The 20,343-nt window shown below is 66.4% G+C and carries 20 protein-coding genes; 10 read left to right on the forward strand and 10 right to left on the reverse strand.

All coding sequences use genetic code 11. The features are described 5' to 3' along the window. Nucleotides 1-75: 75 nt before the first annotated feature. From QFZ42_RS03115 to QFZ42_RS03145, 7 genes are all read right to left on the reverse strand, one after another. Nucleotides 76-678 carry a response regulator transcription factor gene (locus QFZ42_RS03115; protein WP_307699543.1) on the reverse strand — a complete coding sequence of 201 codons (603 nt, stop codon included), beginning with the start codon at nt 676-678 and terminating at the stop codon, nt 76-78. A 72-nt stretch (nt 679-750) separates the two neighbouring features. Then, nucleotides 751-2,085, reverse strand: coding sequence for a tryptophan--tRNA ligase (locus QFZ42_RS03120; protein WP_307699544.1), 1,335 nt, complete (start codon nt 2,083-2,085; stop codon nt 751-753). Nucleotides 2,086-2,096: 11 nt separating this feature from the next. After that, nucleotides 2,097-2,768, reverse strand: coding sequence for a site-2 protease family protein (locus QFZ42_RS03125; protein ID WP_307699545.1), 672 nt, complete (start codon nt 2,766-2,768; stop codon nt 2,097-2,099). A gap of 43 nt (nt 2,769-2,811) precedes the next feature. Next, nucleotides 2,812-3,447, reverse strand: a complete 636-nt coding sequence (locus QFZ42_RS03130; protein ID WP_307699546.1) for an L-threonylcarbamoyladenylate synthase — start codon at nt 3,445-3,447, stop codon at nt 2,812-2,814. Between the two features lie 13 nt (nt 3,448-3,460). Next, nucleotides 3,461-4,438: a DMT family transporter gene (locus tag QFZ42_RS03135; protein WP_307699547.1), complete on the reverse strand. Its 978-nt coding sequence runs from the start codon at nt 4,436-4,438 to the stop codon at nt 3,461-3,463. Next, nucleotides 4,435-5,292, reverse strand: coding sequence for a 3',5'-nucleoside bisphosphate phosphatase (locus QFZ42_RS03140; RefSeq protein WP_307699548.1), 858 nt, complete (start codon nt 5,290-5,292; stop codon nt 4,435-4,437). Before QFZ42_RS03140 ends, QFZ42_RS03135 begins: the two co-directional genes overlap by 4 nt. Before the next feature lie 97 nt (nt 5,293-5,389). Continuing rightward, nucleotides 5,390-6,424 (reverse strand): transporter, encoded by a 1,035-nt coding sequence (locus QFZ42_RS03145; protein WP_307699549.1) that lies wholly within the window; start codon nt 6,422-6,424, stop codon nt 5,390-5,392. Nucleotides 6,425-6,581: 157 nt separating this feature from the next. Here QFZ42_RS03145 and ppk2 point away from each other — a divergent pair, with 157 nt between their 5' ends. Together ppk2 and QFZ42_RS03155 are read left to right on the forward strand one after the other, a co-directional pair. Then, nucleotides 6,582-7,499: a polyphosphate kinase 2 gene (ppk2, locus tag QFZ42_RS03150; RefSeq protein WP_373423377.1), complete on the forward strand. Its 918-nt coding sequence runs from the start codon at nt 6,582-6,584 to the stop codon at nt 7,497-7,499. A gap of 54 nt (nt 7,500-7,553) precedes the next feature. After that, nucleotides 7,554-8,597, forward strand: a complete 1,044-nt coding sequence (locus QFZ42_RS03155) for an extracellular catalytic domain type 1 short-chain-length polyhydroxyalkanoate depolymerase (protein ID WP_307699551.1) — start codon at nt 7,554-7,556, stop codon at nt 8,595-8,597. Nucleotides 8,598-8,615: 18 nt separating this feature from the next. On the opposite strand, the gene QFZ42_RS03160 is transcribed toward QFZ42_RS03155, so the two are convergent. Continuing rightward, a complete protein-coding gene (locus QFZ42_RS03160; RefSeq protein WP_307699552.1) occupies nt 8,616-9,542 on the reverse strand; it encodes an AraC family transcriptional regulator in 927 nt (308 codons plus the stop codon). Between the two features lie 117 nt (nt 9,543-9,659). Between QFZ42_RS03160 and QFZ42_RS03165 the strand changes: the two genes are divergently transcribed. Further along, a complete protein-coding gene (locus tag QFZ42_RS03165; RefSeq protein WP_307699553.1) occupies nt 9,660-10,058 on the forward strand; it encodes a hypothetical protein in 399 nt (132 codons plus the stop codon). Between the two features lie 65 nt (nt 10,059-10,123). Further along, nucleotides 10,124-11,584 carry an MFS transporter gene (locus tag QFZ42_RS03170; protein WP_307699554.1) on the forward strand — a complete coding sequence of 487 codons (1,461 nt, stop codon included), beginning with the start codon at nt 10,124-10,126 and terminating at the stop codon, nt 11,582-11,584. 15 nt (nt 11,585-11,599) lie between these two features. On the opposite strand, the gene QFZ42_RS03175 is transcribed toward QFZ42_RS03170, so the two are convergent. Then, on the reverse strand, nt 11,600-12,028 hold the full coding sequence (locus tag QFZ42_RS03175) for a hypothetical protein (protein ID WP_307699555.1): 429 nt from the start codon (nt 12,026-12,028) through the stop codon (nt 11,600-11,602). After that, nucleotides 12,012-12,641: a nucleotidyltransferase domain-containing protein gene (locus QFZ42_RS03180; RefSeq protein ID WP_307699556.1), complete on the reverse strand. Its 630-nt coding sequence runs from the start codon at nt 12,639-12,641 to the stop codon at nt 12,012-12,014. The genes QFZ42_RS03175 and QFZ42_RS03180 overlap by 17 nt, the downstream gene beginning before the upstream one ends. 174 nt (nt 12,642-12,815) lie before the next feature. On the opposite strand from QFZ42_RS03180, the gene urtA reads away from it, so the two are divergent. The 6 genes from urtA (at nt 12,816) to QFZ42_RS03210 (ending at nt 20,317) form a co-directional block, all read left to right on the forward strand. Then, nucleotides 12,816-14,084 carry an urea ABC transporter substrate-binding protein gene (urtA, locus tag QFZ42_RS03185; protein ID WP_307699557.1) on the forward strand — a complete coding sequence of 423 codons (1,269 nt, stop codon included), beginning with the start codon at nt 12,816-12,818 and terminating at the stop codon, nt 14,082-14,084. 193 nt (nt 14,085-14,277) lie between these two features. After that, complete coding sequence (gene urtB / locus QFZ42_RS03190; RefSeq protein ID WP_307704160.1) at nt 14,278-15,825, forward strand: urea ABC transporter permease subunit UrtB; 1,548 nt, start codon at nt 14,278-14,280, stop codon at nt 15,823-15,825. Next, entirely contained in the window at nt 15,822-17,036 is a 1,215-nt protein-coding gene (gene urtC, locus QFZ42_RS03195; RefSeq protein WP_307699558.1) for an urea ABC transporter permease subunit UrtC, read from the forward strand. The genes urtB and urtC overlap by 4 nt, the downstream gene beginning before the upstream one ends. Then, nucleotides 17,033-17,911, forward strand: coding sequence for an urea ABC transporter ATP-binding protein UrtD (urtD, locus tag QFZ42_RS03200; RefSeq protein ID WP_307699559.1), 879 nt, complete (start codon nt 17,033-17,035; stop codon nt 17,909-17,911). Before urtC ends, urtD begins: the two co-directional genes overlap by 4 nt. A 321-nt stretch (nt 17,912-18,232) precedes the next feature. Beyond that, nucleotides 18,233-18,925, forward strand: a complete 693-nt coding sequence (urtE, locus tag QFZ42_RS03205; RefSeq protein WP_307699560.1) for an urea ABC transporter ATP-binding subunit UrtE — start codon at nt 18,233-18,235, stop codon at nt 18,923-18,925. A 132-nt stretch (nt 18,926-19,057) separates the two neighbouring features. Next, complete coding sequence (locus QFZ42_RS03210) at nt 19,058-20,317, forward strand: MFS transporter (RefSeq protein WP_307699561.1); 1,260 nt, start codon at nt 19,058-19,060, stop codon at nt 20,315-20,317. Nucleotides 20,318-20,343: the final 26 nt, after the last annotated feature.

Below are 20,343 nucleotides of genomic sequence, written 5' to 3' on the forward strand. Positions count from 1 at the left end.
TTGCCGGGCCTCAGGTGTTGCCCCCGGTAGGGGGAGGGAGAAGCGACACGAAGTGCGCGGAGCCTGGGGGCGAGCCTAGTTACTCGAAAGCAGCCCGTTGGTCCGCGCATAGTGCAGCGCCTGCGTGCGGCTCTTCACGCCCAGGCGGCGGAACAGGCGCCACAGATGCACCTTCACCGTGTGCTCGCTGATTTCGAGGTCGGTCGCGATGTCGCGGTTGCTCATGCCCTTGTCGAGCATGGCGATCAGCTGCGTCTGGCGCTTCGACAGCTTGCTGTTGTTGGCCAGCGCGGGCTCGTCCGCCTCTTCCGAACCGGCCATCAAGAGACCGCGCAGCACGGCGGCCAGTTCGGCCGAGCTGGCCGACTTCTCGATGTAGGTGTCGGCGCCCGCTTCGATGCACGCGTCTTCCATGTCCGCGGCCGGGGCCGCCGAGTAAACGGCGATCGGCACGTTGGGATAGACCTGCTTGACTGCGACCACACCCGAAACGCCGTTGGTGTCGGGCAGCTTCAGGTCCAGGCAGAAAAGGGTCGGCGCCCCGCGCTGCTGGACCGCGCTTGCGAGCTTGTCCAGCCGCTCGAGCTCGACGATATTTTCGGCCGGCCGCAGGCGCCGCAGCACCATCACGATCGCGTCGCGCATCAGGGGATGGTCGTCGATGACATAAATGCTCATGTTTTCTTCCTTTGTGATCGCCCGTCTTCTCTCATTTGTCCTCGGCGGGTAAGCCGATGGATCCTTGCCGGATCAACTCCCGTGGGTAGGGGTCGTTGCCTCCGCCAGTGCTTCCAGCGCCGCATCCGCGGCGCGCAATTCTTCCGTGCCGACCGGCTCGAGCTGGTCGGCAAGCCTGGCCAGTGCCGCGCCGCGCTGTTGCTGCAAGGCGGCAATGGCGCGCCCCGCTTCCTGCGGCGATGCGAAACCACGGCTCTGCAGCAGGGCTGCGCCGTTCGCGTCGAGCAGTTTGAAATAGAACAGCCCGTCGCCGCGCTCGCGGTACTGCTTGAAGGTCGGCTTGGCAACCTTCGCCGCCTTGCGCGCACCGCCCTTGTCGCGGCCTGCCGCGAGATTGCGCAGCCCCACCGCGTGGCGCAGTTCAGTCATGAAGGGGCCCGAGAGCTTGCGGGCCTTCTCGGCACCGATGAGCAGAATGCGCTCGATCTCCGCCGGGTCGTTCATCAGCGCTTCGTAGCGGGCGCGCAGCGGCGCCACTTCGCGGTCGATGCGCTCGAACAGCATCTGCTTCGCATCGCCCCAGGCGATGCCTTCGGCGTACGCCTTGCGCAGCGCTTCGGTTTCTTCGGCTGTCGCAAAGGCCTGGTAGATCTGGAACAGCGCGGAGCCTTCGGTGTCCTTCGGTTCGCCGGGGGCGCGCGAGTCGGTCACGATGCTGGCAATTTGCTTTTGCAGCTGCGCACGCGGCGCGAACATCGCGATCGTGTTGCCGTAGCTCTTGCTCATCTTGCGGCCGTCGAGGCCGGGCAGGGTGGCGACCGCATCGTCGATCTCGGCGTCGGGCAGCGTGAAGTGCTCGCCGTACTGGTGGTTGAAGCGCTGCGCCATGTCGCGCGCCATTTCGATGTGCTGCACCTGGTCGCGCCCCACGGGCACCTTGTGCGCGTTGAACATCAGGATGTCGGCGCCCATCAGCACCGGGTACATGAAGAGGCCGGCCGTCACTTCGGCGTCCGGGTCTTCGCCCTTGGCGACGTTCTTGTCGATTTGCGCCTTGTAGGCATGCGCGCGGTTGAGCACGCCCTTGCCGGTCACGCAGGTGAGAAACCAGGTCAGCTCGGTAATTTCGGGGATGTCCGACTGGCGGTAGAAGGTCACGCGTTCGGGGTCGAGCCCGCAGGCCAGCCAGCTGGCGGCAATCTCGAGCGTAGAGCGCTGGATGAGGGCGGGCTCCTGCACCTTGATGAGCGCGTGGTAGTCGGCCAGGAAAAAGAAGCTCTCCACGCCCGGCGCGACGCTCTGCCGCACCGAGTGGCGGATCGAGCCGACGTAGTTGCCGAGGTGCGGCGTGCCGGACGGCGTGATGCCGGTCAGGACGCGCAGGGGAGCAGAAGAAGACGAAGCCATGGGAGAGGAACTTAACGCAGCAAAGCCGTGAGCGGGGAGATAAGCAGGTTGATGACCGTGTAGCCGACGTCCATCAACGGGCGCAGCCAGAAGGTGCTGACAACGCCCGCGATCACCAGGCCCATCACGATGAAGAAACCGAAGGGCTCGATGCGCGCCAGAAAATTCTGCGCCGGTCCGTTGGGAAGCAGGCCCGCGAGCACGCGGCCGCCGTCGAGTGGAGGCAGCGGAAAGAGGTTGAAGGCCCACATCACGAGGTTGACCAGCACGCCGCCTTGCGCCATCTTGATGAAAAAGGTTTCATTGATGCCTGCCGCGATGAGCCCGACCAGCACCAGCGCCCAAAGAATGGCCTGTATGAAATTCGACACCGGGCCGGCCAGCGCCACCCAGATCATGTCGCGCTTCGGATGACGCAGGTGCCCGAAGTTCACCGGCACCGGCTTGGCATAGCCGAACAGGAAGGCCCCAGAGGTTGCAAAGTACAGCATCAGCGGCATCAGGATGGTCCCGATGGGGTCGATGTGCTTGATCGGATTGAGCGTCACGCGGCCCATCACTTCGGCCGTGTTGTCACCGAAATGGCGCGCCACATAACCGTGCGCCGCCTCGTGCACCGTGATCGCGAAGACCACGGGCAGTGCGTAAATAAGCACGGTCTGTATCAGGTTGGAAATATCCACTGGGCGATTGTGTCAGACAGAGTAGAAGCTTCGGTGCCGCTCGTCAGAGGCCGAGCACCGCCAGCGCGCCGCGGCCTTGCCGCACCACGACCGGATCGTCGCCCGTGGCCATGGGCGTGAGGTCGACCACCGTGGTGGGTTGCGAAGCGCAGGCGCCGGCGTCGATGACGGCGCCAATCTGCTTCTCGAAGCGCTCGCGGATCGTTTGCGCATCGTTCAGCGCTTCTGTTTCGCCGGGTGCGATCAGCGTCGTGGCCAGCAGCGGCGCTCCGTGCAGCATCAGCAGCTCCAGCAGCACCTTGTGGTCGGGCACGCGCAGGCCGATGGTCTTGCGCTGTGGATGGCTCACGCGCCGTGGCACTTCCTTGGTGGCTTCGAGCAGAAAGGTGTAGGGCCCCGGCGTGGCCGCCTTCAGCAGGCGGTACTGCTTGTTGTCGACCCGCGCGTAGTTGGCCAGTTCGCTCAGGTCGCGGCAGAGCAGCGTGAGGTGGTGCTTCTCGTCGACCTGGCGGATGCGGCGCAGTTGGTCGACCGCGTCCTTGTCGTCGAGGTGGCACGCCAGCGCGTAGCTCGAGTCGGTGGGCACGGCCACGATCTCTCCGCGCTGGAGCAGCGTGGCGGCTTGCTTGAGCAGGCGTTGTTGGGGGTTGTCGGGGTGAACTTCGAAGTACTGGGCCATGAAAGACTCCTGATTACGATTCCGCGGGCTCGATGGGGACGCGGCGCTCGCGCACGGTCAGCCAGGCGCCGGCCGCACCGCACACCGCGATCATCGAGATGCCGATGAGCGAGAAGCGGTCGGGCACGTGGGAAAAAACAAGCCAGCCGCCCAGCATGGCAAAGGCGATCTGCGCATACAGGTACGGCGTGAGCGTCGATGCAGGTGCGCGCTGGTAGGCGAGGATCAGAATGAAGTGCCCCACCGTGCCCATGAAGCCCATGAGGCACAGCAATGCCCACCAGTGCCACGAGGGCAGCGCCGTCCACACGAACGGCAGCGCCAGCGAGGCGATCAGCGCACCCACCCAGCCGGTATAGAAGTGCATGGTCAGCGGGTTCTCGGTCTGCGCCAGCCTGCTCGTGAGCACCTGGAACCATGCGTTGGTCAGCACCAGCCCGATGGGCAGCAGCACGGCCCAGCTGAACGCATCGCCGCCCGGCCGCAGGATGACCAGCGTGCCGATGAAGCCGCCCGCCACCAGGGCCCAGCGCAGCACCGAGACATGCTCCTTGAGCGTGGTGGCCGCCAGCAGGGTGATGACGAGCGGTGCAATCAGCACGATGGACGTGAATTCCGCCAGCGGCATGTAGCGCAGGCTCAGAAAGGCCAGCGTGCTCGACACCAGCAACAACGCGCCGCGCAGCAGCTGATAGCGCGGATGCTGCGTGCGCAACAGCGCCGTACCGTGGCGCGGCAGCAGCACGGCCGCAGTGGCCACGGCCTGGAAGGCATAGCGGAACCACACGCCCATGAGGATCGGCACGGCCGCGGTCGATGTCTTGGTGGCCGTGTCGAGCGTCGCAAAGCAGGCCACCGCCACCAGCACCATGCCGATGCCCGCGAGGATGCGTTCGGATTCGACGTCGCGCGTCCGCTGCGCTGCGGCGCGGGCGTTCGCCAGTGCGGCCGATGCCGCGCTGCCGGTGCCGGGCCCGGGGCTCTGGCTCACTGCTGGATGCGATGGCTGAGCAGTTCCCACACCGGCGTGAGCGCACCGGGCAACGGTGGCAGCTTGCCGAGATCGCAATGGCTTTCGTCGGGGCTGTGGAAATCGCTGCCGCGCGAAGCGGCGAAATCGAACTCGAGCGCCTTGTCGGCGTATTCGACGTATTCGGCTGTCGTATGGCTGCCGGTGACGACCTCGATCGCCTGCCCGCCATGCGCCTTGAACTCGAGGAACAGTGCGTATTCCTCGTTCGCGGTGAACTTGTAGCGCCCCGGATGCGCAATGACGGCCATGCCCTTGGCGGCCGTGATCCATTGCACCGCGTCCTTCAGCGACGCCCAGCGGTGCGGCACGTAGCCGGGCTTGCCCTCGGTGAGGAACTTGCGGAACACCTCGGGCGTGTCGCGGCAGTGGCCCTGCTCGACCAGAAAGCGTGCAAAGTGGGTGCGCGAGATCAGCTCCGGGTTGCCGACGAACTTGAGCGCGCCTTCATAGGCGCCATGGATGCCGACCTTGGCCAGACCCTCGGCCATTTCCTGCGCGCGCTTGCCGCGGCCGCCGCGCGTGTCGTAGAGGCCCTGCGTCATCGCGGCGTCGTCGGGGTCGAAGCCCAGTCCGACGATGTGCACCGTTTCGTTGGCGAAGGTCACCGAAATTTCGGTGCCGGTGAGATAGCGCAGGCCGTTTGCGCGTGCCGCGTCGGCCGCGCGGTGCTGGCCGCCGACTTCGTCGTGATCGGTGAGAGCCCAGAGCTCGACCCCGTTGGCGGCGGCGCGCGCGGCCAATTCTTCGGGCGTCAGTGTGCCGTCGGAAACCACGGAATGGCAGTGCAGATCGGCATTGAGAATGGAGGACACAGCGTCATTCTATTGGGTCTGGAACCCCGATGCGGGCGCGTGGATGCTATTGCGATTGCTATTAAATAAATAGCATTACTGCAACAGCCGGTGCGGCTCAGCGCTTCTTGCGAAAAGCCGCCCACGCCGCCACCGCGGTAAAGCTCGCGACGATGGCCACGACGATCCAGAACCCGTGCTTGTGCTCGGCCAGCGGTATGCCGCCCACGTTCATTCCGAACAGGCCGGCGAGGATGTTGATGGGCAGGGCGAGCACCGTCACCACCGTCAGCACGAAGAGGCTGCGGTTGTTGTCCTCGTTCACATTGGCGGCAATTTCTTCCTGCAGCAGCTTGATGCGCTCCTGCAGCGCCTGCATGTCGCGCAGCACCACCGAAAACTCTTCGGTAGAGCCGCGCAGTTCCTGCACATCGGGCTCCGCCATCCAGGCCGGCGGCCCCTGCAGCAGGCGGAAGAGGGCGGCGGGCTCGGGGGCCAGCAGCCGCTGCAGCCGGACCAGCAGCCGGCGCAGCACGCCGAGCCGCGCGCGCTTGTGGTCGAGCCGGCCGGCCAGCAGCTCGTCTTCGATGCGGTCGATGCGAGAAGTGACGCCGCGCACGATCTTCACCAGCACATCGGCTTGGGCGCGTAGCAGGTGCTCGAGCAGTTCGGTGCTCGAGCGCGGCGCGTCGCCGGCCTTGACCGCCGTTCGCAGCGCATCGACCGAGCGCAGCGGCTTGGTGCGCGCCGTGACCACGAGGCGCGGCCCCACGCTGATCCAGAGCGTGGAGATGTCCGAAGGCTCGAAGCTGAACTCGAAGTGCACGTCGTTGATGACCGCGATCAGCGAATCGTCGGCGCGCTCGATGCGCGTGGAGGGCAGTCCTTCGTGCAGGGTTTCGTAGAAGGTGTCGGAGAGTTGCGCATGGCGCAATAGCCACCGCTCGGCCTGCGCGTGGCTCAAATTGAAGTGCAACCACAAGAATGCGGAGTCCGACGAGGGAGACTCGCCGCTGTCCAGCCAAGCCGCGGCCCGCGCCGAGTCGATGGTCTCTACGGGTTTCGACGCGGCGGCGTCGAACAGATAGCCGCAGATCAGCCCGGCTTCGTCGCCGCCGTATGAACTGGCGGCCAGGTCATGGAGTGCCGGCAAGGTGCGTGTCGATCAGGAAAGACAAAAGGGAGTGCCCCGGATGGTGTTCGCCGCATGTGACAACTTCGTGTCGGCTGACGCAACGCCGTCATGCAACGGTCACATGCGGCGGGCAGCATGCCCTGTTCCACCCCACACCTCTTCTCTCCTTGCCATGATGCCGACGAGCGCACTTCCAGACCACGAAGACCTGATGCAACGCATCGCCCGCGACCTGATCGACAGCTATGACGAAGAGCTCGAGCTCGAAATCGAGGACCGCAACTTCGACGGCTCCGACCCCGAGGCCCGTTCGAGCGACAAGGCCGCCCGGCAGGCCTACTTCAAGGAACTGTTCCGCCTGCAGGGCGAGCTCGTGAAGCTGCAGGACTGGGTGCAGCACAGCCGGCAGAAGGTGGTCATTCTTTTCGAAGGCCGCGATGCGGCCGGCAAGGGCGGCGTCATCAAGCGCATCACGCAGCGCCTGAACCCGCGTGTGGCCCGCGTGGCCGCATTGCCCGCGCCCAACGACCGCGAACGCACGCAGTGGTACTTCCAGCGCTATGCCGCGCACCTGCCGGCCGCCGGCGAAATGGTGCTGTTCGACCGCAGCTGGTACAACCGCGCCGGCGTCGAGCGCGTGATGGGCTTTTGCACCGACGGCGAATACGAAGAGTTCTTCCGCACCGTGCCGGAGTTCGAGAAGATGTTGGTGCGCTCGGGCATCAAGCTCATCAAATACTGGTTCTCCATCACCGACGACGAGCAGCACATGCGCTTTCTCGGCCGCATCCACGATCCGCTCAAGCAGTGGAAGCTGAGCCCCATGGATCTGGAAAGCCGCCGCCGCTGGGAGGAATACACCAAGGCGAAGGAAATCATGCTGGAGCGCACCCACATCCCCGAAGCGCCGTGGTGGGTGGTGCAGGCCGTCGACAAGAAGAAGGCGCGCCTGAACTGCATCAGCCATCTGCTGGGCCAGTTGCCCTACCAGGAAGTGGCGCATCCGCCGGTCGAGCTGCCATCGCGCGTGCGGCACGACGACTACCTGCGCCAACCCGTGCCGGCGAACATGATCGTGCCGGAGATCTACTGACGCGAACTGGCGCCGTCTGTTTGGCCGGCTGGCGCTTTGCCCTCACACTGCGCCATGGTCCGTCGTTCCACTGCTTCCGTTTTCGCCCGCGCCTACGAGCGCAACCTCAAGGCACTCACCAAGATCACGCTCGGCAACAGCAAGCGCGTGGCCGGCCAGGTGCAGCGCGCGGCAGGCCAGCGGCTCAAGCCGCCGCCCGGCAAGGGCGACTGGCTCAGCGGCATGGCGCTCGGCCCCGGCGGCGCGCGGGGCTATCACCTGTTTCGTCCGGCCGGCCTGCAACTGAAGCCCGGCGAGAAGCTGCCGCTGATGGTCATGCTGCACGGCTGCGGCCAGACCGGTCGAGACTTCGCGGCCAGCACGCGCATGAACGCGCTGGCCGTGCGCCAGCGCTTCCTGGTGCTCTACCCCGAGCAGGACAGGCTGGCCCATCCGCAAGGCTGCTGGAACTGGTACGAGCGCCGCTCCGGTAAGGCCGACGCCGAGGCCGCCACGCTGATGGCCGCCGTCGACCAGGCCTGCATGCTCTACCCGGTGGACCGCGATCGCGTGGCGCTGGCCGGTCTTTCGGCCGGGGCCAGCATGGCGGCGCTGCTGGCCACGCGCTATCCGCAGCGCTTTCGCGCGGTGGTGATGCATTCGGGCGTGGCACCCGGCGCCGCGAAGTCGCCGGCCACTGCGCTCGGCGCCATGCGCGGCCAGAACGTACCGCCGATGCCCGCGACCGCGGTGGGCAAGGCGATGGGCGCCGCGGCCGTCTTCGCGACCCTGCCCCCGATGCTGGTGCTGCACGGCGATGCCGATGCCGTGGTGGCGCCCAGCAACGCCGTGAGCAGCGCCGCCGTGTGGGCCACGGCCATGGGCGCGCGGCCCGGATTGCCGCGCGACGTGCAGCGTGGGAAGCGCCGCGCGATGCGCCTGACCGATTTCAGGCGCAAGGGCCGCACCGTCGTCGCGCTGTGCGAGATCGCCGGGCTCGGCCATGCGTGGAGCGGCGGCGCGGCCAAGCTGTTGTTCAGCGATGCGGCCGGGCCCGATGCGACGCGCATGGCCTGGGCCTTTGCAGCCGCGCAGTTCAAGCACGCCGCCAAGGCTTGAGGAAGGAGCAAATCCTTCTCAGGCCGCGACGCCCTCGCGTGTCGCCGCGCGCCAGGCACCGGGCGCCATCCCCTTCTCGCGCTTGAAGGCCTTGCTGAACGCGGCTTCCGATTCATAGCCCACCGCGCCGGCGATGGTGCCCAGCGCGGCGTTGCCCTGGCCCAGCATGTTGCCGGCCTTGAACATGCGCCATTGCGTGAGGTATTCCAGCGGCGCCTGCCCCACGCGCTCGCGAAAGCGCTGCGCGAAGGCCGAGCGCGACAGGCTGGCGGTAGAGGCCAGCGATTCCACCGTCCAGTCGCGGGCCATGTCCTTGTGCATCGCGCGCAGCGCGGGGCCGATGCGGGTGTCGGCCAGCGCGCCCAGCCAGCCCGTCTGCGATTCGCCGCCGGCCGCGACGTGGGCGCGCACTGCCTGCACGAACACGATGTCGGCCAGCCGGCTCACGAGCAACCCGGAGCCGAGGCCGGGTTCGCCGGTTTCCATCGCAAGCAGCTGCAGCGTGCCCTGCAGCGCCAGGGCGCGCGCCTCTTCCATCTTCACGTGCAGCAGCACCGGCAACAGGTCGAGCAACGGGCGCGCGGCGCGCGGGTCGAAATGGAACCAGCCGCAGATCACCGAGGCCGCGGCGCTCGTGCCGCCCAGTTCGACGACGCCGCCGATGCGGTCGCGCACGACCGAGGTGCAGCTCACCGTCGGCGTGTCCGGACGGTCGCGCAGCACATAGGGCGAGCCGTGCGCCAGCACATAGCAGTCGCCGGCGGCGAGCGCGACAGGGTGGTCGACCCCATCGACTTCGAGCAAGCAGCTGCCGCGCACCACGAGGCCGAAGCGCGCACTCTCGCCACCTGCCAGGCTGAGGCCCCAGGGCGCGCCGGCTTCGAGGCGGGCATACAGCGCGCTGCGCACGCGCATGGCGGCGAAGACGTCGTCGAGCGGATCCATGGAGCTCCTGTGAGGGTGGACGAATGGACATGATTCTCGGCCTGGCAGGCATTCACTGTCCACCGGTCGCGGCAGAAACTGCAGTTTCACTCTCTCGAAAACGCCGGAGCAGACCCCATGAATACGAATACCAAGCTCGACATCGACTTCGCCGAACTTGCCGAGCGCTACGTCGCGCTCTGGAACCTGACGGACGCGGGCGCGCGCCGCGATGCCATCGCCAGCCTGTGGGCACCCCAGGGCGAACACTGCGTGCGCACGCTGCGGGCCAAGGGCTACGAGGCGCTGGCGCAGCGTGTCACCGGTTCGCACGAAAGGAACGTGCGCGACGGCGGCTTTCTTTTTCGCGCGGCCGGCGACGCCCAGTTGCTGCAGAACACCGTGATGTTCCATTGGGAGATGGTGCCGGCCGGGGGCGGCCCCGTCGCTGCGCTCGGGCTCGAGTTCCTGGTGCTTGCCGAGGACGGGCGCATCGCCGCCGACTACCAGTTCATCCTGCCGACGCCTTCGGCCTGAAGCCCCGGCGATGACCTCCGAGGTCATTGCCGCAGCGCCGCCTCGGCCCAACACTCGAATCCATCATGACGCAGTCAAACATCGCTGTTCCGGCAGCATCGCTTTCATCCACGGCCGGCCACGGCGCGAGCGCGGCCAGGCCCGGCCCACTCGCCCTGTGGGTCATGCTCAGCGGCACCTTCCTGGTGGTGCTGGACTTCTTCATCGTCAACGTCGCGCTGCCCTCGATGCAGCGCGAGCTGCAGGCCGGCACGGGCACCTTGCAGATGGTGGTGGCCGGCTATGGCCTTGCCACCGCCGCGGGCCTGATCACCGGCGGCCGGCTCGGCGACCTGTTCGGCCGGCGCCGCATGTTCATGCTGGGCCTCTTGCTGTTCACGCTCGCCTCGGCCGCCTGCGGTTTCGCACCGAATGCCGAGCTGCTGGTAGCGGCTCGCGTGCTGCAGGGGCTGGCCGGTGCGCTGCTGCAACCGCAGGTGCTCGCGATGATCGGCCTGGCCTACGCCGGCGAGGATCGTGCGCGTGCGTTTGCGGCCTATGGGCTCACGCTGGGCCTGGGCGCCACGCTGGGTCAGTTGGTGGGCGGGCTGTTGATCCATGCCGACGTGGCCGGGCTTGGATGGCGCAGTTGCTTTCTCATCAACGTGCCCATCGGCCTGCTGGCACTGGTGTTGGCACCGCGCGTCATTCCGCCGCTGGCGAACAGCGGCACCAGCAGGCTCGACCTGATCGGCATGCTGCTGGTGGCCGCGGCTTCGGTGGCCGTGGTGCTGCCGCTGGTGGAAGGGCGCGCGCAAGGCTGGCCGCTTTGGAGTTGGCTGTGCCTGGCCACGGCGCTGCCGCTGCTGGCTGCCTTTGCCTTCCAGCAGCGCCGCCTCGCTGCAAGAGGCGGCGCACCGCTGGTGGCGCCCGCACTGCTGGCGAACCGCCGCTTCGCCATGGGGCTGTTCACCACACTGGCCTTCTATGCCGGAAACGCTTCGCTGTACTTCGTGCTGGCGCTCTACCTGCAGCAAGGCCTGGCGCTGGGCCCGCTGACCTCGGGCCTCGTCTTCACGTCATTGGCGATCGGCTTCTTCGCGGCCTCGATGGCCGGTGCGCGCCTTGCACGCCGCTTCGGCGGCAAGCCGCCGATCGCGCTCGGTGCGCCGGTGCTGGCCGCTGGCCATGCGCTGCAGTTCGTCAACGTCGCCGGGTGGGTTGGCCACACGCATGTGGTCGCGTGGATGGTGCCGTTGCTGCTGGTGCAGGGCGCGGGGCTCGGCATGGTGATGGCGCCGTTGGTCTCCACCGTGCTGGCCGGGCTGCCGTCGCAGCATGCGGGCGTGGCGTCGGGTGTGCTGTCGATGGTGCAGCAGGCGAGCAATGCGCTGGGCGTGGCGCTGATCGGCATCCTGTTCTATGGGCGGCTGGGCGATGCGGCGAATGCGGCGGGCTATGCGGGCGCATTCGGTGTGGCGCTGGTGTACCTGACGGTCTCTGCGTTGATGGTGGCGGTGCTGCATCGGCGGGCGACGCAGCACTGAGCCCACCGCGAACGCTCAGCCTGGTTTTGGCGGCGGCAGCGCAGAGAGTTTCGAGACCACGCTCTGGCATGCCGCGATCAGGTCGCGAACGATGCGTTCATCCACATTCAGGTCGCCTTCGTACTCGCCGAGGTTTCGTATTTCGTGACCCTTGGCCAGCACGCGCCAGACTTCCGGCCCCAGCGCCAGTGTGTGGGGCAGAACCTGAAAGACGATGAAGCGGTTGCTCGACCGGTAGCCATGCCAGCGAAGCGCCGCGAGGCACATCGCGTGTGCCGCGTTGTAGGCCAGATCGAAGCGGCCCTCGACCGAGAGTTGCATCACCTGGGCATCCGCCAGGCGCGCCAAGCCGGAACGCATCAGCCCTGCGAATTCGCGGGCGTCAGGGGGTTCAGCGGCGAGCGGCTTGGCCGGGCCGCACAGGTTTTCAAGCGGGGAGGGCATCTGCGTCGCCGATCACCCAGAGCTTGGGCTGTTCCATGACGCGCCTCACGAACGATTCGCCGTCCTTGTGTTTTCGCATGAGTTCCTTTCTCGTGAACAGGGTCGGGTTTACTGTACGGCCGAGTCGTGCCGATACCGCGTCGAGCGCGAGAAACAGATCCGAATACGCAAGTTCTTCACTGATCAGGAGCAGGTCGATGTCGCTCGTTGCCGTGTCGCTCTTCTTGGCGACCGAGCCGAACACGAAGGCAGCGTCGATCTTGTCGGCGAGAGGTGCCAAGGCTTCCCGCAGCGGACCGGCGAGCCCGAAGGTCTTGCGCACGATGCTGCTCAACTCCTCGTAGATCGGCGCCGAGGCGTTCGCTTGATAGTGCTTCTGGTTGCCGACGCGCGAGGTGACGAGCAGGCCGCTGTCGGTCAGATGTTTGAGTTCGCGTTGCACGGCGCCGGAGCCCGCACCGGTAAGCTTGATCAGCTCGCTGGAAAAGAAGCTGCGCTCGGGCTGGCCGAAAAGGTAGCCGAGCACGCGCTGCTGAGTCATGGTGAAAAGAGCATCCGCCAGGCTGGCGGTTTTCTCGACGGCTGGCGCTATTGATTTACCCATTTTGGGCATTTTAAAGCCCAAAATGGGTTTGTTAGGTAGGCGCTCGGCGGTGCCCCATCCGCCTGAGTACCTCCGTGTACGCCACCCGGCGTATTTCCCCTTGTTGGTGCATTCCGCAGACTCCCCTCCATCGTCCGGCCAGCCCGGCGACCAGGTTTCAACCACCCCGGAGCAGGAGTCCACATGCAACGTCGTTTCACCCTCAAGGCGCTCACCGCCGCCGTCGCCCTGGCCAGCATCTCCGCTGCGCCGGCCTTTGCCGCCGACACCATCAAGGTCGGCGTGCTGCACTCGCTGTCGGGCACGATGGCCATCTCGGAAACCGTGTTGAAAGACACCGTGCTGATGGCCATCGACGACATCAACAAGAAGGGCGGCGTGCTGGGCAAGCAGCTCGAGCCTGTGGTGGTCGACCCGGCTTCCAATTGGCCGCTGTTCGCTGAAAAAACCAAGCAGCTGCTCGGCCAGGACAAGGTGTCGGTGATCTTCGGCTGCTGGACCTCGGTGTCGCGCAAGTCGGTGCTGCCGGTGGTTGAGGAAATGAACGGCCTCCTGTTCTACCCCGTGCAATACGAGGGTGAAGAACTCTCGAAGAACGTGTTCTACACGGGCGCCGCGCCCAACCAGCAAGCCATTCCGGCCGTCGACTACCTGATGAGCAAGGAAGGCGGCGGCGCCAAGCGCTGGGTGCTGCTGGGCACCGACTACGTGTACCCCCGCACGACCAACAAGATCCTGCGCGCCTACCTGAAGAGCAAGGGCGTGAAGGACACCGACATCGACGAGAAGTACACGCCGTTCGGCCACAGCGACTACCAGACCATCGTCGCCGACATCAAGAAGTTCTCGGCTGGCGGCAAGACGGCCGTGGTGTCGACCATCAACGGCGACTCCAACGTGCCGTTCTACAAGGAACTGGGCAACGCGGGCCTCAAGGCCAAGGACGTGCCGGTTGTCGCCTTCTCGGTGGGCGAAGAAGAACTGCGCGGCGTGGACACCAAGCCGCTGGTGGGCCACCTGGCCGCATGGAACTACTTCATGTCGATCAAGAACCCGACCAACACGGCGTTCATCAAGCAGTGGGGCGACTACGCCAAGGCCAAGAACATCGCCGGCCACAAGGACAAGCCGCTGACCAACGACCCGATGGAAGCCACCTGGATCGGCATCCACATGTGGAAGCAGGCGGTCGAGAAGGCCAAGAGCACCGACACCGACAAGGTGATCGCGGCGATGGCTGGCCAGACCTTCACGGCACCCTCGGGCATCGTCTCGAAGATGGACGAGAAGAACCATCACCTGCACAAGAGCGTGTTCATCGGCGAGATCAAGGCCGACGGCCAGTTCAGCGTGGTGTGGAAGACGCCGGGTCCGGTCAAGGCCAAGCCGTGGAGCCCGTACATCGAAGGCAACGACAAGAAGCCGGATCAGCCGGCTGGCAAGTCGCTGTAATTCTTCGACAGGTCCCTTGCCTTGCTCCCTCTCCCCTTGGGGAGAGGGCAGGGGTGAGGGGGAGCGGCGGTCGATCTGGCCACCGTATCTGTTTGAAGGCCGACGGCCCTCACCCCAACCCTCTCCCCAAGGGGAGAGGGGGCAACACGAATTCACGATGCTTCGACGAACCCTTCACTGCGCACTCGCCGCCATGCTGCTCATGGCATCGGCCGCTCACGCGTTGACCGCCGACGAAGCCAAGGCCATTGCCTCCGGCGAATCCGAATCCCGCATCACCGCGCTCAACAAGGCCGTGCTCACGGCCGACGACAAGACGGCCGCCTTCATCCAGGCCATGTCGGAAGACGCGGTCAAGTACACCGAAGACAAGGTCTTCGTGATGAAGGACGACAAAGGCTACGACCCCGTGACCGGCACTGAACTGAAAGTGCCCGACACCGCGGAAGACGTAGTCAACAACAACCTCATGCGCGGGGCGCTCGATGCCGCGCAAGCCGCGCTCAAGCTCACGAGCAAGGACGACGCGGTGCGCGCCGAAGCCGCGCAAGCGCTCTTCAAGGAGCCCGACGAATCGCGCGTGCCCATGGTCGAGAAGGCACTGGCCGCCGAGACCAATCCCGCGATCAAGGCGCAGCTGCAACTCGTGCGCGCCGCCAGCATGCTCACCAGCGCCGACAAGGCCAGGCGCCTGGCCGCGGCCAAGGAGCTTGGCGCCAACCGCAGCCCCGACACCAAGCTGCTGCTCAACCAGCGCCTCGCCGACGAAACCGAGACCGACGTCAAAGCCGCCATCGTCGCTTCCATTGCCAGCATCGACGGCTCGCTGGTCTGGGGCGACCGCATCAACGCGGTGTTCAGCGGCATCAGCCTGGGCTCGGTGCTGCTGCTCGCCGCGCTGGGCCTGGCCATCACTTACGGCCTGATGGGCGTCATCAACATGGCGCACGGCGAGCTGATGATGATCGGCGCCTATGCCACTTACGTGATGCAGGGCATCTTCCAGCGCTACATGCCCGAGGCGGCTTTCGGCTGGTACCTGGTCGCGGCCATTCCTGTGTCCTTTCTTGCATCGGCGCTCGTGGGCGCGGTGCTCGAACGCGGCGTGATCCGTTTCCTCTACGGTCGGCCGCTCGAGACGCTGCTCGCCACCTGGGGCATCAGCCTGATGCTGCAGCAGCTCGTGCGCACGCTGTTCGGCGCGCAGAACGTCGGCGTCGAGAACCCCGGCTGGATGAGCGGGGGCTTCACGATGCTCAGCAACGTGACGCTACCCTGGAACCGCATCTGCATCATCATCTTCGCGGTGCTGGTGCTGCTCGCGATGGGTTGGCTCATCGGCCGCACGCGCCTCGGCCTGTTCGTGCGCGGCGTGACGCAGAACCGCCCGATCGCCTCGTGCATGGGCGTGAACACCGCGCGCATCGACACCTACGCGTTCGCGCTCGGCTCGGGCATTGCCGGCCTCGCGGGCTGCGCACTGAGCCAGATCGGCAACGTCGGCCCCGACCTGGGCCAGAGCTACATCGTCGACAGCTTCATGGTGGTGGTGATGGGCGGCGTCGGCCAGCTCGCGGGCACCGTGTATGCGGCGCTGGGGCTCGGCATTCTCAACAAGTTCATCGAAGGCTGGGCGGGCGCGGTGCTCGCGAAGATCGCGGTGCTTGTCTTCATCATCATCTTCATTCAAAAGAGACCTCAGGGCATCTTCGCCATGAAGGGCCGGAGCGCGGAAGCATGAGCAAGGTCGTACTACCCACCAAAGGGCCGCTCCTGAGCGGCAAGGGCTGGACAGCCTTCTTCGTCGCGCTGATCGTGGTCTGCGCGGTGGCACCGGTGCTCAACATCGTGGTGCCGGCCGGTAGCCCGCTGCACATGAGCGACTACGCCGTGGCGCTGGTCGGCAAGATCATGTGCTACGCCATCTGCGCGCTGGCCATGGACCTGATCTGGGGCTACACCGGCATCCTCTCGCTGGGCCACGGCCTGTTCTTCGCGCTGGGCGGCTACATGATGGGCATGTACCTCATGCGGCAGATCGGCCGCGACGGCAACTACAAGAGCGACCTGCCGGACTTCATGGTGTTTCTCGACTGGAAGACGCTGCCCTGGCACTGGACCTTCAGCGACAGCTTCATCGCCACGCTGATCCTCGTTGTCGCGGTGCCGGGCCTCATTGCCTTCGTGTTCGGCTTCTTCGCGTTCCGTTCGCGCATCAAGGGCGTGTATTTCTCGATCATCACGCAGGCCATGACCTTCGCGGCGATGCTGCTGTTCTTCCGCAACGAGACCGGCTTCGGCGGCAACAACGGTTTTACCGATTTCAAGCGCATCCTGAACATTCCGATCGCCACGCAGGAGATGCGCATGACGCTCTTCGCGCTCACCGGCTTGACGCTGCTCGGCTTCTTCCTGTTCGCCAAGTGGCTCATCGGCAGCAAGTTCGGCCGCGTGCTGCAGGCCATTCGCGATGCCGAAACGCGCGTGATGTTCTCGGGCTACAACCCGCTGCCGTACAAGCTCACGATCTGGGTCATCTCCGCCATCATGTGCGGCGTGGCCGGCGCGCTGTATGTGCCGCAGGTCGGCATCATCAACCCGGGCGAGATGAGCGCGGCCAACTCCATCGAGATCGCGATCTGGGCGGCGGTGGGCGGGCGTGCCACGCTGATCGGACCGATCATCGGCGCCTTCATCGTCAACGGCGCCAAGAGCTGGCTCACGGTGGCGTACCCCGAGTACTGGCTGTACTTCCTGGGCGCCTTGTTCATTGCTGTCACGCTGTTCCTGCCGAACGGCATCGTGGGTCTGGTGAAAAAATGGTTGTCGCGCGAGAAGGTGCCACCGGTCGAGCCCGCGCAGGAGGCAAGGCGCGCCGTGGCGGCAGAGCAGGGCGTCGAGCCCGATGCACTGGCCTCGCTGCCCGTGGATGCGAAGGGAGCCCGCGCATGACGCCCGATCTGATGGAAGCCGGCGCCGAGCGCATCGCGCGCGCCCATGGCATGCCCCACGTGAGCGGCAGCACCGAGTCGGGCGGCCGTTCCGCGGACTTCGGCCGCATCGCCACGCCGGGCGAGGTCGACGTGACGCACGGCCGCATCCTGTATCTCGAAGACGTGAGCGTGAGCTTCGACGGCTTCAAGGCCATCAACAAGCTGTCGCTCGACATCGCGCCGGGCGAGCTGCGCTGCATCATCGGCCCCAATGGCGCAGGCAAGACCACGATGATGGACATCATCACCGGCAAGACCCGGCCCGACTCGGGTACGGTGTTCTTCGGCAGCACCATCGACCTGCTGCGCCACCGCGAGGCCGACATCGCGCAGCTGGGCATCGGCCGCAAGTTCCAGAAGCCGACGGTGTTCGAGCATCTCACCGTGTTCGAGAACCTCGAGCTCGCGCTCAAGACCAACAAGGGCGTTCGCGCCTCGATGCTGTTCAGGCTCGACTCCGCGCAAAGCGACCGGCTGGCCGAAGTGCTGCACACCATTCACCTGGCCGACAGCGTCTCGCGCCTCGCCGGCAACCTGAGCCACGGGCAGAAGCAGTGGCTCGAAATCGGCATGCTGCTGATGCAGGACCCGAAGCTGCTGCTGCTCGACGAGCCCGTCGCCGGCATGACCGACGAGGAAACGGCTCGCACCGCCGAACTGTTTCTCACGCTCAAGGGCAAGCACTCGCTGATGGTCGTGGAGCACGACATGAGCTTCATCCGCACGATCTCCGAGATTGTCACGGTGCTGTGCGACGGATCGGTGCTGGCGCAGGGCACGCTCGACGAAGTGCAGGCCGACGAACGCGTGATCGAGGTCTATCTTGGGCGCTGATCCTGTTCGGGGTACGGCGATGGCGATCGAGCCCCTGACTTCCTCCCTCTCCCTCCGGGAGAGGGCTGGGGTGAGGGCAGACGGCCTCAACGCCACGACAAGCACCCGGTATGCGGTGCGGCGTGGGCGGCCCCTCTGTGCCGCCGAGGAGCGAAGCGTTTCGCGGATCAGGGCTCGCAGCTGTCTGAGCGAAGCGAGTTCTGCGAGACCCCGCGAAACGCGAGCACCGCAGGGAAGCCCGAAGGGCCGGCATAGTGGGGCCGACCGCGCCGTGCCGCGTACCGGGTGCCTCCAACAAGGACAAAGGAAGGCGTCAACAAAATGCTGACAGTCAAGAACATCCACCAGTACTACGGCGGCTCCCACATCCTGCGCGACGTGAGCTTCGAGGCCACGCTCGGCAAGGTCACGGTGCTGCTGGGCCGCAACGGCGTAGGCAAGACCACGCTGCTCAAGTCGCTGATGGGCCTGGTGCCCATCAAGAGCGGCAGCATCGAGCTCGAAGGCAAGCCCATCCACAAGGCCACGCCCTACGAAAGAGCAAGAGCCGGCATCGGCTTCGTCCCGCAAGGCCGCGAAATCTTCGCCAGGCTCACTGTCGAAGAAAACCTGCGCATGGGCCTGGCCTACAAGAGCGGCAGCACGCCCATTCCGGCGGAACTGTTCGAACTGTTCCCGGTGCTCAAGCAGATGATCAACCGCCGCGGCGGCGACCTTTCCGGCGGCCAGCAACAGCAACTCGCCATCGCGCGTGCCCTGGCACCCAAGCCCAAATTGCTGATCCTCGACGAGCCGACCGAAGGCATCCAGCCCAGCATCATCAAGGACATCGGCCGCGTCATCCGCATGCTGGCCGACCGCGGCGACATGGCCATCGTGCTGTGCGAGCAGTACTACGACTTCGCCCAGGAACTGGCCGACGACTACCTCGTGATGGAACGCGGCGAAGTCATTGCGCGCGGCCTCGGCAAGGACATGGAAGCGCAGGGCGTGCGCCAGCTCGTGGCCATCTGAAACCGGGCCGGCCGCCAGCGGCCAGCATCGCGGTACTGTCCCGCGGCATCGCCGTACCGGCAGAAATTCAGGGTTTACCCTAAAATCCGGCTTCTGCCCGTCGCCGCCGGGCGACCTCCCAGGAGCCTGGCCTTGAACGCCTCCCCACCCGCGCTGGACGGCGCGGACACCGCCATTTCCGTTTCTTCTCCTTCGGCGAAGCCCGTCAGTTTCCTGCGGGCCGTGCTCGCACTCGGCGTCGGCGGCTTCGCCATCGGCACCGGCGAATTCGTGATCATGGGCCTGCTGCCCGAAGTCGCGAACGACATCGACGTGACCATTCCGCAGGCCGGCCACGTTATCAGCGCCTATGCGCTCGGCGTGGTCATCGGCGCGCCGGTGCTGGCGGTGCTCGCGGCAGGGTGGGGCCGGCGCGCATTGCTGATCGCACTGATGGCCGTGTTCGCCGCCGGCAACTTCGCCAGCGCGATGGCGCCGGGGTATCTCTCGCTCAACCTGCTGCGCTTTGCCACGGGGCTGCCGCACGGCACCTACTTCGGCGTGGCCGCGCTGGTGGCCGCCACGCTCGCACCGCCCGGGCGCCGTGCCCGCGCCGTGGGCCTCGTGATGCTCGGGCTCACCGGGGCCACCCTCGTGGGCGTGCCCATTGCCGCATGGCTCGGCCAGCTGTTCGGCTGGCGCGCGGCCTTCGTGTTCGTCGGCGTGATCGCGCTCGTTGCCGTGGTGCTGCTGCGCCGCGACGTGCCCGACATCGCCGCCGCAGCCGGTGCCAGCCCCTGGCGCGAACTCGGCGCGCTCAAGCGCAAGCAGGTGTGGTTCACGCTCGGCATCAGCGCCATCGGCTTCGGCGGCATGTTCGCGGTGTTCAGCTACATCAAGCCCACGCTCACCGAGGTGGCCCACCTCTCGGTGCACAACGTGCCCTTCGTGCTCGCGCTGTTCGGCCTGGGCATGGTCACCGGCAACCTCGTGGGCTCGCGGCTGGCCGACAAGTCGCTGATGCGCACCATCGCCGGCGTGCTCGTGTATGCGGTGCTGGTGCTCGCGCTCTTCACTTTCGCGGCGCAGCATGTGGTCACGGCGGCCATCGGCGTGTTCCTCATCGGCACCACCGTGGCCATCGGCCCGGCATTGCAGATCCGCCTCATGGACGTGGCGGGCGATGCGCAGACGCTGGCCGCCGCGCTCAACCACTCGGCCTTCAACATGGCCAATGCGCTGGGCGCGTGGCTGGGCGGCGTGGCCATCTCGGCCGGCCTGGGCTGGACCTCGACCGGCTGGGTCGGCGCGCTGCTCGCGCTCGCGGGCATCGGCATCTTCGGCTGGGGCGTGACGAGCGCGCGGGCCGATGCGCGGCAGGGCACCACTCAGCGCGCCCCGAGCGCTTCGTAGCAGAGCTTCAGCGCCGCGCACAATGG

Source organism: Variovorax paradoxus (genome assembly GCF_030815855.1).
GTDB lineage: Bacteria > Pseudomonadota > Gammaproteobacteria > Burkholderiales > Burkholderiaceae_C > Variovorax > Variovorax paradoxus_M.